Origin of the sequence: Clostridium sartagoforme (assembly GCF_039521405.1) — a bacterium.
In the GTDB taxonomy this organism is placed as follows: domain Bacteria; phylum Bacillota; class Clostridia; order Clostridiales; family Clostridiaceae; genus Clostridium; species Clostridium sartagoforme.
In genome coordinates, this window is sequence record NZ_BAAACH010000038.1 from 129690 (window position 1) to 143658 (window position 13969).

The 13969-nt window shown below is 28.2% G+C and carries 15 protein-coding genes; 11 read left to right on the forward strand and 4 right to left on the reverse strand.

All coding sequences use genetic code 11. The features are described from left to right. Window positions 1–163: 163 nt before the first annotated feature. The gene (locus ABDZ60_RS16195) at window positions 164–1261 is read left to right on the forward strand and encodes a hypothetical protein (RefSeq protein ID WP_343779521.1); all 1098 of its coding nucleotides are present in this window, start codon (window positions 164–166) and stop codon (window positions 1259–1261) included. Between the two features lie 150 nt (window positions 1262–1411). Further along, window positions 1412–2302: an undecaprenyl-diphosphate phosphatase gene (locus tag ABDZ60_RS16200; protein ID WP_343779524.1), complete on the forward strand. Its 891-nt coding sequence runs from the start codon at window positions 1412–1414 to the stop codon at window positions 2300–2302. Window positions 2303–2367: 65 nt separating this feature from the next. Here the strand turns inward: ABDZ60_RS16200 and ABDZ60_RS16205 are convergent, their stop codons facing one another. Then, window positions 2368–3303, reverse strand: coding sequence for a hypothetical protein (locus ABDZ60_RS16205; RefSeq protein WP_016208456.1), 936 nt, complete (start codon window positions 3301–3303; stop codon window positions 2368–2370). Between the two features lie 322 nt (window positions 3304–3625). Between ABDZ60_RS16205 and ABDZ60_RS16210 the strand changes: the two genes are divergently transcribed. The 3 genes from ABDZ60_RS16210 (at window position 3626) to ABDZ60_RS16220 (ending at window position 6521) form a co-directional block, all read left to right on the forward strand. Next, entirely contained in the window at window positions 3626–4726 is a 1101-nt protein-coding gene (locus ABDZ60_RS16210) for a 6-phosphofructokinase (RefSeq protein ID WP_016208455.1), read from the forward strand. A 169-nt stretch (window positions 4727–4895) separates the two neighbouring features. Beyond that, window positions 4896–5675: a serine hydrolase gene (locus ABDZ60_RS16215; protein WP_016208454.1), complete on the forward strand. Its 780-nt coding sequence runs from the start codon at window positions 4896–4898 to the stop codon at window positions 5673–5675. Window positions 5676–5849: 174 nt separating this feature from the next. Beyond that, a complete protein-coding gene (locus ABDZ60_RS16220; protein ID WP_016208453.1) occupies window positions 5850–6521 on the forward strand; it encodes a manganese catalase family protein in 672 nt (223 codons plus the stop codon). A 424-nt stretch (window positions 6522–6945) separates the two neighbouring features. Here the strand turns inward: ABDZ60_RS16220 and ABDZ60_RS16225 are convergent, their stop codons facing one another. Then, window positions 6946–7536 carry a hypothetical protein gene (locus ABDZ60_RS16225; protein ID WP_343779531.1) on the reverse strand — a complete coding sequence of 197 codons (591 nt, stop codon included), beginning with the start codon at window positions 7534–7536 and terminating at the stop codon, window positions 6946–6948. 366 nt (window positions 7537–7902) lie between these two features. Between ABDZ60_RS16225 and pyrB the strand changes: the two genes are divergently transcribed. From pyrB to ABDZ60_RS16255, 6 genes are read left to right on the forward strand one after another with little or no spacing between them, the layout of a single operon-like run. Continuing rightward, window positions 7903–8829: an aspartate carbamoyltransferase gene (gene pyrB, locus ABDZ60_RS16230; RefSeq protein ID WP_016208451.1), complete on the forward strand. Its 927-nt coding sequence runs from the start codon at window positions 7903–7905 to the stop codon at window positions 8827–8829. Continuing rightward, window positions 8830–9261, forward strand: coding sequence for an aspartate carbamoyltransferase regulatory subunit (locus tag ABDZ60_RS16235; protein WP_016208450.1), 432 nt, complete (start codon window positions 8830–8832; stop codon window positions 9259–9261). A 28-nt stretch (window positions 9262–9289) separates the two neighbouring features. Then, window positions 9290–10486 carry a dihydroorotase gene (locus ABDZ60_RS16240; protein WP_343779535.1) on the forward strand — a complete coding sequence of 399 codons (1197 nt, stop codon included), beginning with the start codon at window positions 9290–9292 and terminating at the stop codon, window positions 10484–10486. 10 nt (window positions 10487–10496) lie between these two features. Continuing rightward, the gene (pyrF, locus tag ABDZ60_RS16245; RefSeq protein ID WP_016208448.1) at window positions 10497–11372 is read left to right on the forward strand and encodes an orotidine-5'-phosphate decarboxylase; all 876 of its coding nucleotides are present in this window, start codon (window positions 10497–10499) and stop codon (window positions 11370–11372) included. A gap of 11 nt (window positions 11373–11383) precedes the next feature. Then, entirely contained in the window at window positions 11384–12127 is a 744-nt protein-coding gene (locus ABDZ60_RS16250) for a dihydroorotate dehydrogenase electron transfer subunit (RefSeq protein WP_343779539.1), read from the forward strand. A 22-nt stretch (window positions 12128–12149) separates the two neighbouring features. Then, the gene (locus tag ABDZ60_RS16255) at window positions 12150–13046 is read left to right on the forward strand and encodes a dihydroorotate dehydrogenase (protein WP_016208446.1); all 897 of its coding nucleotides are present in this window, start codon (window positions 12150–12152) and stop codon (window positions 13044–13046) included. A 67-nt stretch (window positions 13047–13113) separates the two neighbouring features. Here ABDZ60_RS16255 and ABDZ60_RS16260 read toward each other — a convergent pair whose 3' ends face one another. Together ABDZ60_RS16260 and ABDZ60_RS16265 are read right to left on the reverse strand one after the other, a co-directional pair. Then, window positions 13114–13437, reverse strand: coding sequence for a hypothetical protein (locus ABDZ60_RS16260; RefSeq protein WP_016208445.1), 324 nt, complete (start codon window positions 13435–13437; stop codon window positions 13114–13116). A gap of 47 nt (window positions 13438–13484) precedes the next feature. After that, window positions 13485–13862: a YtxH domain-containing protein gene (locus tag ABDZ60_RS16265; protein WP_016208444.1), complete on the reverse strand. Its 378-nt coding sequence runs from the start codon at window positions 13860–13862 to the stop codon at window positions 13485–13487. Window positions 13863–13969: the final 107 nt, after the last annotated feature.

Sequence of the window (13969 nt, forward strand, 5' to 3'; positions counted from 1 at the left end):
TTATAAATTCATTCTTTCAGTTTTTGAGTTAATATATGTAAATTTGTGGTGAATTGGAAAAAAGTCAGGTCATAAGCAAATTTAGATATATCCACTTTTTTATAGAAAAGTGGTGTATTTTCTGATAGTATTATATTAATAACTAATTTATGGAGGGATTTATTTGAAAAAATCTAAAAGCTTTATTCGATTGATTGTTGTAGGATTAATAATTGCCTTAGGAATTATATTTATTTTTAAGATAAATAATAAAAGTGAAATTATTATAAAAAAATGGGACAATATATATAACGAAAATAATATTATATTTTTTTATGGAGATGAAGATGATGAAAAAATAAAAATATTAAAACAAATGTATAGCATAGAAGAGAAGTTAGATGGAGAAAAAGATAAATTAAAAAAAGCCATTAAGGTATCAGAGATCTTAAATGAAATTATAACATTTGATGATATTTCTAGTTCTCAAGGAATAAATGGATATGATATATTAAAAGAAAAAGGCGACTCAAAAAAAGCATCAGCTAGAGATCTTGGAATAATATATAGAGATTTCCTTGAAAGTGTTGGATATACTGCAAGACTTGGAGTATTTAAGAGAACAGATACAAATTTTAATAAACAAAAGGCTTATTATGTAGTTGAATATTGGAGTAAAGAAGATAATAAGTGGATAATGATAGATTTTATAGATAGAGGATACTTTGATGAAAAGGGTTTTCCTTGTAGTGCTATGGAACTTTTAGATACAGATATAAGAAATTTAAATTATACAGGTAATAGTAATAGAAGTGATTATATACCAATGTTGAAAAAAGTATTGTACACATACACTATAAACATAGACAATACCACGGATATGAAAAAAAGTAATAGTTATATAACTTATATTAAAAGTGAGAATGATATAAATATTAAATTTAAAGGAAGTTATATTCCACCTACAGTATTTACACAAAATAAAGAGTTAATGAATAGAAATCCTATTGACACTACATATATAGAAGATGAAAAATCGTATATTATTTTAATGAAAAAACAAGAAGAGCAAGAGGAACCTAAACAAGATAAAGAAGAAAACTTTATAGTTGGAGCCTTTAAAAATGGAAAAATAGTTGATGAATATTATATAAGAGAAAATAATAAAGAGTTTAAAAAAGTAAAAAAATATTCAGATTTAATATTATCAAAAGGAGTTAATACAATAGAAATTTCTTTGGATGGTGAAAATATAGAAAGTAGCATAGAAATAGAGTGGTAATAGCAAATGAATTTAAAAATTGTACTTATCTTTTGATTTCTTTAATATAATTTTAAGATTTAATAGTAGATAATGAATAGACAGCTTGGAATTATAAAGGTATAATAGGATTTGTTGTAAATAAAACAGGTCTTAAAGGGAGGAAAAAGAATGAGTTTAGATTTTATCTATATAATTAAGGCTATAGTGATAGCTGTAGTAGAAGGTCTTACAGAATTTGTACCAGTTTCATCCACTGGACATATGATCTTAGTTGGAAGTTTAATAGGATTTAGATCAGGAGCAGTTGGAGCAGAAGAATTTGCCAAAATGTTTGAAGTAGTTATTCAGCTAGGAGCAATATTGGCGGTGGTAGTATTATATTGGAATAAACTTTGGAAAGCTGTAGTTGAATTTTTTACATATATATTTACATTAGGTAAAAAAGGGCACTCAGGTTTTAAGTTTGGAATAAATGTAATAATAGGATCCATTCCAGCTTTAATTGTAGGAGTAACTTTATACGATAAAATAAAAGGCTTATTTAAACCGTCAGCAGTTGTAGTTGGATTCATAGTTGGAGGTATATTATTAATTATAATAGAGAATATGTACAGGAATAAGGCCTCCAAAAGAAGAAGTTATCAAACTATGGATGTTTTTGATTTAACTCCAATACAAGCATTAAAGGTTGGACTTTTTCAAATTTTAGCAATGTGGCCAGGAATGTCAAGAAGTGCATCAACAATAATGGGTGGATGGATTGCAGGCCTTTCAACTCCAGTAGCGGCAGAATTCTCATTCTTTTTAGCAATTCCAGCTATGGTAGGCTCATCAATTATGGATTTATCTAATTTTGATTTTTCAATAATGAATTCTACATATGTAGTTGCATTGATTGTTGGCTTCATAGTAGCATTTATAGTGGCATTAATAGTTATGGATATGTTTGTAAGCTACCTAAAGAAGAAACCAATGAGAATATTTGCTATTTATAGAATTATTGCAGGTATTGTTTTATTAGCATTATCTGTTGCAGGAATAGTAACTTTAACAATATAATAAGTAGGACTAATAATTATCTTTTTAAATTATTAGTCCTATTTATTATATTTATAAGATATTTTTTAATATTTTTTTATTTCGATTTCCAAAGCATTTTTTAAATACTCAATTTTTTTACTATAATCTTTAGATTTATTTGTTAAATTAGATTGAATCATATTTACTTTAGACTGTAAATTTCTTGTGGAATCTAAAGCAGAATTTATTTTACCTTGAATAAAATAATCAGTAAAAAAGTTGTCAAAAATATAATCCATTATTCCATCGAAGCTATTAAGATTTAATGAAATACTAATTTCATCACTTAGATCAGAGAGTTCAGTATTATATCTATTTAGCATAATTTTAATATCATTAATTGATTTTGAGGCATCCTCCATTTTAGAGCGTTTAGCCATTGTGGCTAAGAAATCTCCGCCTAGCATATCATAAATTCCCCAATTTTGAGCACTATTTAAATGGGAAATAGCTTCATCTATATAAGGGACAAGCTTATTCCCTTCAAAAATAGCTTCTTGAATTTCCTTTAGATTTAAAGAAGCAGATTTCATTTTGTCTAAAAGTAAAGAAATTTCTTTACTACTTTCATTATTTAAATTTAAAATATACTGGGAAGATGTATTTAAAAGATTTTCATGTTTTAAATCTATATCTCCAAGTTCAGAAATATTATTTAATATTTTTTTCTTATCTGATGCAAGTCTATTTAAATAATCTTCACATTCTAAAAATTTTGCTTGAGCTTGTAAGAATTCAATCTTTTCCTCTGACAATTTTTCATCTAGAGAACCTTTAATTTTATAATAAATATAACTTAAACTAAATGATTCTAAATTAGAAACATCCTTTTCTTCTTTAGATAATATCTTTTTCAATTCTTTTAATGATGTGTTTGTTTTAGTAATTTCTAAATCGATATTAGAAAGCTTTGTTTTTAGTTTTTTTAAAGTATTTTTATCTTCTTCAAGTTTTAAAAATTCTTCGTTAAAGTTAAGCATAAATAATCCCCCTCATTCAAAATAAATATAATCATATTATAAGGTAATGCATACCTTATATCAAGACTTTTGATAATTTTTATATAAATTAAAAGATAATTAGATAAAAATTACCAAAATGAAAAAAATTATTAAAAATATAATTATTCTACTTTTCAGCATAAAATCTTTATGCTATCATTAAGTAAGAGAGTAAATAACATTTTGAAAACAATTGCATAAACAACATTTAAAGTTGTTAAATTTTTTTAAAATGAATTAACAGAAAATTTTAAATGTATAGTCAATTTAAAAGTTACTGAAGGAGTAGGGGGAATTTTAAATGTCACAACAAATTAAGAAAATAGCGTTACTAACAGGTGGTGGAGATTGTCCAGGATTAAATGCAGTTATAAGAGCGGTAACACGAACAGCAATATTAAACTATGGAATGGAAGTAATAGGTTATAAGTTTGGATACAGAGGATTGTATAATAATGATTTCGTACCTCTAACTTTAGAAAGTGTATCAGGTATTCTTCATAGGGGAGGAACTATATTATATAGCTCAAATAAAGACAATTTATTTGATTATTTAGTAGAAGAAAATGGATCTATGATAAAAAAAGATGTATCAGATGTAGGTGTAGAAAACCTAAAAAAAGAAGGAGTAGATGTATTAGTTGTAATAGGAGGAGATGGTACTTTAACATCAGCAAGAGATTTTGCAAGAAAAGGTGTTAAAGTAATAGGTGTGCCAAAAACCATTGATAATGATTTAGCGTCAACAGATGTAACTTTTGGATTTAATACAGCTATAGATGTAGCTACAGAAGCTTTAGATAGACTTCATACTACAGCAGAATCTCATCATAGAGTAATGATTTGTGAAGTTATGGGTAGAGGTGCAGGTTGGATAGCATTAGAATCTGGGATTGCAGGTTCTGCAGATGTTATATTATTGCCAGAAATCCCTTATGATATAAATAAAATCGCAGATAAGGTTAAGGAAAGAGAAGCAGAAGGAAAAAGATTTAGTATAGTAGTAGTAGCGGAAGGTGCAAAGCCAAAAGACGGGGATGTAGTAGTTGCTAAAATAGTTGCGGATAGCCCAGATCCAATTAGACTTGGAGGAATAGGAAATAAATTAGCAGGTGATTTAGAAAAAGTATTACCAGACAAAGAAATAAGATGTACAGTTCTTGGACATATTCAAAGAGGTGGAATAACGTCAACATATGATAGAATTTTATCAACAAGATATGGAGTTGGAGCAGTAGAACTAATTAATGAAGGTAAATTTGGTGATATGGTTTGTCTTAAAGATGGGAAAATATCTAGTGATAGCTTAGAAAATGTTATAGGACAAAAATCAAAATTAGTTGATCCAAATGGAGAATTAGTAAAAATTGCGAAAAAAATAGGAATTTCTTTTGCCGATTAAGTAGAAAATAAGTGGTAGAGAGTTAAACTCTACCACTATTTTTAATATTAAAAATGAATAAAAACTAAATAAAAGTTATATAAACTTTTATTTGATACTTCAAAATTTTCTGACAATATGATATAATTTTAATAGGCAGAGATTACAGGAAAGAAAGCTGGAGGGTATTATGAAAGAAATAAAGAAATATTTAGAATCAAGAATTGGGACATATGGATTTTTCTTTGAGGATTTGAAGAGTGGATATATCTATGGGTACAATGAAAACGTTCAAATGGTAGCAGCAGGTTGTATGAAGTTGCCTATAGCTGTATCATTAATAAAAGCAGTAGAAGATAAAAAGATAGATTTTCTAGATAAAATTAGAATAGATGGAAAAGATAAGGTCTTTGGAACTGGAATAATTCATGAGTTTAATGAAAGAGAATATACTGTCTTCGAATTACTTGTTGCAATGTTAATTCAAAGCGATAACACTGCTGCAAACAAAATAATAGATATAGTAGGAATGGATAAAATAAATAAAAACATAGAAGAAATGGGATTGAAAAATACAGTATTAAATAGAAAAACCACTGATGAGAGAAAAGTAAAAAATGAAGTTGAAAATATAACATGTGCACTAGATCTTGCAAAGGTATGGAGACATTTATACAATTCAACATATTTAAGTAAAGAAAATAGTCAAATGTTAATAGATATTTTAACAAGGCAGCAAATAAAGAATAAATTAGCATTGTATATTCCAGATGACTTAAAATATGAAATTTCTAGCAAAACTGGTGACAAAAATGGTGTGGAAAATGATACGGAATTGATTAGGCTATCAAAAGGAAACTTCACATTCACACTATTATCTATGGGGATTCCTAATAGTGTTTATGGAACTGTTACTTTAGCTAAGTGTGGAAAGATGATGTGGGATAATGTTATGAATAATTGGCATTAAGTCAATAAATTTATATATGAAATGTTAAGAAAAGTATTATCTAGTAGAATTAAAAAATAATAATTTTTCAAATAAAAATTAGGATAGTTATATAATTATCCTTATTTTTATTTAGAATAATAAGTCAAGTATGGGGTAACATAATTCTGAAATAATTTTTATGGAGGAATAAAAATGTTTGAACACAAAAAGCAATTGTTACATGAAGTAAAAGTAGAAAGACCTAACCCACAATACGCAGTATTATTACAAGAGCAGTTAGGGGGAGCTAATGGAGAGTTAAAAGCAGCATTACAATATATGTCCCAAAGTTTCAGAATAAAAGATCAAGAAATAAAAGATTTATTTCTTGATATAGCTGCTGAAGAATTAAGCCATATGGAAATGGTAGCTACAACTATAAATTTATTGAATGGTCATGATGTAGATTATAAGACTGTAGTCTCTGGAGAAATACAAGGTCATGTTTTAGGTGGATTATCACCATTATTAATTAATTCATCTGGATATTCATGGACTTCCGATTATGTATCTTGTACCGGAGATTTAGTAGCGGATTTGCTTTCTAATATAGCATCTGAACAAAGAGCTAAAGTTGTATATGAATATTTATATCGCCAAATTGAAGACAAAGAAGTAAGAGCAACAATAGATTTCTTATTAAATAGAGAAGAAGCTCATAATGCTTTATTTAGAGAAGCACTTAACAAAGTTCAGAATACTGGATCAAATAAGGATTTTGGTGTTACGGAAGATTCTAAACTTTATTTTGATTTATCAACTCCAGGACCAGAGCATAAAGCACCAGATCCTACAGCACCGACTTTTAATAATCCAAGAAAATAATAATCCAATGAGAATCTTTTCATGCAATTAACATCAAAGAAACTAAATCAATTAAGTAAATTAATAATGAGTTGTGTTAACTCAAAGCTAGAATAAATAATAGCTATAATGAAATTACTAATCAGTAATATACTTATAAAAATATATTATATAGTAATAATATGTAAAATTTAAATAAGGTAAGATACATGTAATTAAGGCACTAGATTTACTAGTGCTTTTTTATATAGAATTTTGAATTTTATAATAAAATATAATAATTATTAATATTTAAGAGTCAATTTTTATAGCTTAAAAAGTCTTACTAGAATTTTAACTCTAGTAAGACCATAAAAATTATTATAATTAATATTAAATTAATAAACTAAACATATTAATAAGAAACAAAGCTACCAAAAAGATTTTTCTTAAAATCAATTCAATTCTATATTGTTAAATTTATATCATCAACATTTACTGGGACAACAGCATTATCATTACCAGTGGCAGCACCTAAAGCAGATTGGTTATCGTTATTAGCAGCAGCACCGCCGCCGCCGCCACCGCCACCTCCGCTAGCTCCAGAAGTAGAGCCAGCACTAGTAGTTTCTGTTTCAGCTTCAGTTGAAGTAAGCCCATTAGTTACTGTAATATTAATATTTATTGGTTGATTATTGCTAGTTGTATCGGTATCTGTAGTTGTAGTTTCTTGAGCTTGAGCTTGAAGCTGAGCTTGAAGTTGAGCTTGAAGTTGAGCTTGAAGTTGAGCTTGAATTTGAGCCTGAAGTTGAATTTGAGCCTGAAGCTGAGCTTGAACTTGAGCTTGTATTTGTTCTTGCTGTTGAAGTTGTTGCTGAAGTTGCTCTTGAAGTTGTTTTTGAAGTTGAGCTTGAACTTGAAGTTGTTCTTGAAGTTGATATAATAATTTAATATAATTATTGTCATCATAATTATTAGAGTTATTACAAGTACAATTCTTATAAGAACCATTAATTAATTCATCATAATTATAGTCACTGCCATAATATTTAGACATATAAATTTCTCCTTTTATCTTTAGTTTTGATAAAATTTATTTGTGTTACTTGCATAATGTATAATATGTAATTAAGCATAAAAGTGATACAAATTTAATATATTAAAAATAAAAAAGTTTTAAATTTTCTTGTTAATACTTTCTTGACAATAAATTATATAAGTGTTATTCTAATGAAAAAAGATTACCTTTAAATTAATCCAGAGAGATTAACAAGGAAGAAATTGTAAAAGTAAAAATACTTTTATGTAGGCTTATCATACCTTCCTTGAAATTAAGGAAGGTTTTTTTGTGCAAATTATAATATATAACTAAATTAATATACCTTTAAATTTAACACAGAGATGTTAACAAGGAGTGATGTAAATGAATATGAAAAGCAAACATTTAATCGACCCAATGGATTTTTCAAAAGAAGAACTACAAGAAATTTTTAAGTTAGCACATCAAATAATAGCAAATCCAAGAGAATATTCTCATATCTGTGATGGAAAAATTTTAGCCACGTTATTTTATGAACCAAGTACAAGAACTAGATTTAGTTTCGAAGCTGCCATGATGAGACTTGGGGGTAAAATTTTGGGATTTTCAGAACCAAATTCAAGTTCTACTGCAAAAGGAGAAACTTTAGCAGATACTATAACAATGGTATCTATATATTCTGACATAATAGCTATGAGACATCCCATGGAGGGTTCTGTTAAACTTGCAAGTATGTACTCAGAGGTGCCTGTAATAAATGCAGGAGATGGAGGACATCAGCATCCAACTCAAACATTAACAGATCTTTTAACTATAGAATCTTTAAAAGATGGATTAATAAATCATACCATAGGAATCTGTGGTGACTTAAAAAATGGAAGGACAGTGCACTCACTTATAAAAGCTATGTCAAGGTATGAAGGAACTAAATTTATCTTAATTTCACCCAAAGAATTATCTATACCAATTTATATAAGAGAAGAAATATTAGCAAAAAATAATATAGAATTTAAAGAAGTTGAAAAACTAGAAGATATAATAGACGAACTAGATATCTTATATATGACAAGAATTCAAAAGGAAAGATTTTTTAATGAAGAGGAATATATAAGGCTTAAAGATAGCTATATTTTAGATGGCGAAAAGATGGAATTGGCCAAAAGGAATATGATAGTTATGCATCCACTACCAAGAGTAAATGAAATTTCTATAGAAGTAGATAAAGATGAGAGAGCTTGCTATTTTAAGCAAGCAGAATATGGAATGTACGTAAGAATGGCATTAATTGCAAAACTTTTGGGGGTGGCTTAGATGTTAGAAATAACAAGTATTAAAAATGGACTAGTAATAGACCATATAAAAGTTGGAATGGGAATAAAAATATTTAACTATTTAAATCTTGATAAAGTTAATAGTCAAGTTGCTTTAATAATGAATGTTGAAAGTGATAAGATTGGAAAAAAAGATATAATTAAAATAGAAAATTCCTCAGAAGTAAATTATACAATTTTAGGATTACTTTCACCGAATCTTACTATAAATGAGGTAAGGTTTGGTGAAATAGTTAGAAAAATAAAGCCAAAGTTACCTAAAAAGGTTATAGATGTTCTGATTTGCAGTAATCCAAGGTGTATTACAGAAGTAGAACAATATGTTCCACATACATTTAATTTGATAGATGAAGATAAAGGAACATATAAGTGCGATTATTGCGATCACATAACAAGTCTATCTGATTTATAGATTTAAATATAATTTATGAGGTGAAATTATGAATTTGCTAATAAAAAACGCTAGAATAGTAGATTACTCACAGGATTTTATTGGGGATATTTATATAGAGAATGGAAAAATAAAAGAAGTAGGATTAGATATTAATATAGAAGAGGTAGATCTTATAGATGCTAAGGGACTTACTCTAATGCCTTCATTTATAGATACTCATGCACACTTTAGAGAGCCTGGACTTACTTACAAAGAAGATATAGAAAGCGGCTCTAAAGCAGCATTAAGAGGGGGATATACTGGAGTATGTTTGATGGCGAACACTAAGCCAATATGCTCTAGTAAAGAAGTTTTAGAAGGGGTTAGAAATAGAGAAGAAGAATTAAATTTAATAGATTTACACCAATGTATATCTGTTACAAAAGGTTTTAATGGCAAAGATATAAGTCATTTAGATGATTTTAGTAATGATAATAAAGTTAAAGCAATATCTGACGATGGTGTTGGAGTTATGGATTCAGACGTAATGTATAAAGCTATGTTAAAGGCAAAAGAATATGACTGGATAATAATGTCTCATGCAGAAGATCATAAATTTTCACATATAGATATGAGAATAGCTGAAAATATAATGACTTTAAGAGATATATATTTAGCAAAAGAAACTGGAGCAAGACTTCATATGTGTCATGTTAGTACAAAAGAAGCGGTAGGATATATTAGAGAAGCAAAGAAGCAATTTAATAATATAACTTGTGAAGTTACACCACATCATATATATTTAACAAAAGATATAAGCAATTATAGAGTAAATCCTCCTATAAGGGAAAAAGACGATGCATCTGAAATTATAAATGCTATAAAAGATGGAATTATAGATTGTATAGGTACAGATCATGCTCCTCATACAAAAGAAGATAAAGAAAAAGGAGCACCAGGAATGGTTGGAATTGAAACATCATTTTCTATATGTTATACAAGATTAGTTAAATCAGGAGCTATAACTTTAAATAAGTTAAGTGAAATTATGTCAACAAATGGAGCGAATATTCTAGGAATGAATAAAGGCAGAATTACCCCAGGGGTTGAAGGGGATATAGTTTTATTAGATTTAGATAAGAATATAGTAGTAAATTCAAATGATTTTCATTCAAAAGGTAAAAATACTCCATTTGAAGGCATGGAGTTTTATGGAGAAGTTCAAATGACTATAAAAGAGGGACGAATTCTTTATAAGAAATAGGAGGATATTCATGAAAAGTTTAATAATAGATAAATTATTTAATAGAGTAAAAGAAAGAGGAGTAGTTTGTGTTGGATTAGACACAGCACTTGAATATATACCTAGCTATATTTTTGAAGGAAGATCGGAAGTAGAGGCATTAGTTGAGTTTAATAAAGCAATAATAGATGCAACTATAGATGTAGCAGCATGCTTTAAGGTTCAAATTGCTTATTATGAATCTTTAGGATTAAAGGGTATGATGGCTTATAAAGAAACTTTAGATTATTTAAGAGAGAAGGATGCAATTATAATTGCAGATATAAAAAGAGGAGATATAGCAGCAACAGCTAAGCAATATGCAAAAGCACACTTTGAAGGAGATTTTGAAGCAGATTTTATAACTCTTAGTCCATATATGGGAATGGATAGTATAGAGCCATATATGCCATATATAGAAAAAGGAGATAAGGGGATTTTCTCATTAGTTAGGACTTCTAATCCAGGAGCAGAAGATATAGAAATGCTAAAGACTGTAGATTCAAGAGATGTATATAAGGTTGTTGGAGATAAAATTGCTGAGATTGGAAAAGAAGTAATAGGACAATGTGGATATTCAAGTATAGGTGGGGTTATAGGATGCACTCATGTTGAAGAAGGAATTGAAATAAGAAAAAGATTTAAAAATATGTTTTTCTTAATACCTGGTTATGGAGCTCAAGGTGGAAAGGCAGATGATGTGGCTTTATATTTAAATAGTGGAAATGGAGGCGTAGTAAACTCTTCAAGAGCTATACTTTTAGCATATAAAAAGCAAGAAGGTAGAGAAAAAGAATTTGCAATTTGTGCAAGAGAAGAAGTTATAAGGATGAGAGATGAAATAAAGGCAGCAGTAGAAAGTTTATAGGAGGAAAACTAATGAAGGTAACTTACACAAAATCAAAAGTTATATCAAACAAAAAAGTAGTTGATGGAATATATAAAATGGTTGTAGAAGACAACAATGAAGTAAAACCTGGACAATTCTATATGCTAAAATTGAATGGACAAACTTTACTTCCTAGACCTATAAGTGTATGTGAAAAAAATGAAGGAACTATAACTTTCTTATATGCAGTTGTTGGAAATGGTACAAGGGAATATGCTAATTTAGAAACGGGAGAATATATAAATCTTACAGGGCCATTAGGAAATGGATTTAATGTATATACAAACCTTGGTAAGGTTGCTTTGGTTTCTGGTGGCATAGGTACTGCACCAATGTTAGAGGTGGCTAAAAAAATTAAAGAGAATAACAACTCTTCTAAGCTAGATTTATATGCAGGTTTTAGAGAAGATATTTATTTAATAGATGAAATAAAGAGTTATGTAGATGAAGTATATATAAGTACAAATACTGGTAAACATGGACATAAAGGATTTGTAACTGATATTTTAAATGTAGAGGACTATGATACTGTACTTTGCTGTGGACCAGAAATAATGATGAAAAAGGTTATAGATATGTGTAAAGAAAAAGGTGTAAAAATATATGTGTCTATGGAAAAACATATGGCTTGTGGTGTTGGAGCATGTCTTGTCTGTACATGTAAAACCAAGGATGGAAATAAAAGGACATGTAAGGATGGTCCAGTATTCGATGGGAATTATGTTGAACTGTAAAATCAAAGGAGGAATTTTATAAATGTTGAAAGTAAATATAAATGGAGTAGAATTTAAAAATCCAGTAATAGCAGCATCAGGAACCTTTGGTTTTGGAGCAGAATATAATAATTTTTATGATGTAGGTATCTTGGGAGGAATATCATCAAAGGGATTAACTTTAAATCCTAAGGATGGTAATGAGGGAATAAGAGTATATGAAACTCCATCTGGAATGATGAATTCAGTTGGACTTCAAAATCCAGGAGTAGATAGATTTATAAATGAAGAACTTCCTAAAATGAAGGAACTTGGCACTAATATTATTGCAAATGTTGGTGGAGGATGTATAGAAGATTATGAGGAAGCTATTGAAAAATTAAAAGGTACAGATATAGATATGATAGAACTTAATATATCATGTCCTAATGTAAAATCAGGAGGAATGGCATTTGGCATAAAATCAAATGTAGCTTATGAAGTTGTTTCAAAGATTAAGAAGATTTCAGATAAACCACTTATGGTTAAGCTTTCACCTAATGCTGAAGATATAGTTAAAATGGCGATAAGCTGCGAGGAAGCTGGAGCAGATTCAATATCTTTAATAAATACATTAAAGGGATTTGCGATAGATCCATATAAAAGAAAGCCTATATTCAATAATATGTACGCAGGACTTTCGGGACCAGCTGTAAAGCCAATAGCATTAAGAATGGTACATGAAGTTTCTAAGGCTGTTAACATACCTGTAATAGGCTTAGGAGGAATTTCTACTGGAATAGATGCAATTGAATTCATGATGGCAGGAGCTTCCGCAATCCAAATAGGAACTATAAATTTTATAAATCCCATGGCTGGAAAAGAAATAATAGAGGAAATAAAAAAATTCTGCATAGAGCAAGGGATTAAAAATATAAAAGAAATAATAGGTTGTATATAGTAATGTATATAAGTAGGACAGTATATAGTTTTTAACATTCTATATACTGTCCTTAAAAATATGTATATTATTTTTTTGAAAATACTCCAATTATTATATTTATAATATCTTTTATAGTATCTAATTGATTAATAATTCCATCTTTCATAACGATGGCTTCTGCCGTAGTTTCAACAGCTACATCACTTATATCTTTAACATTTTCAGATATTCCATTTAAATTTTTAATAGTGTTATCTAAATTTGTTTTATTATCTTTAAGTGTAGTGTTTATATTATCAATAAGTACAATAATTTTTCTTAAGGCTAAAATTAAATAAATTAAAGCTATAACAGAAGCGATAACTATAATAGTCAATAGAAGAGTATTAAAATTTATAGTAATAGTCATATTATATACCCTCACTTAAAATTTATAATAATAGTTATATGAAATAATTATGTATTTAAATCTTCTTTAACTTCATTATTGTTTTCAGTTATAATTTTTTCTGTAAGTTCTTCTACAGAATCATTTGTTACAGCTTTTTTTGATTCAAGATATTTTGCAATCTTATTTTTAGCATCACTAAAATTATTTTTAGCATCTTCAGTAACATCTATAGCTTTTGTTTTAATTGTATTATTTAAATCGTTAGCAGTTTTCTTTAATGATTTTCTAGTATCTTTTCCTGATTTAGGTGCAAATAAAAGTCCACTAGCTAGTCCAGCGGCAACGCCAATAGTAGCGCCTAATGCAACATTTTTTGCAATTTTAGCTTTTTCTTTTTTAGCTTTTTCTTTTTTCTTTTGTTCTATTAAATTTGTCAAATTCATATTTTAACCCCCCTATTACGATACTTTTATATATAATGGATTATAAAGGAAAATACAAATAAATACAAGCTGTTAAAGTCGAAAATGCTTATAATAAAATAATAATA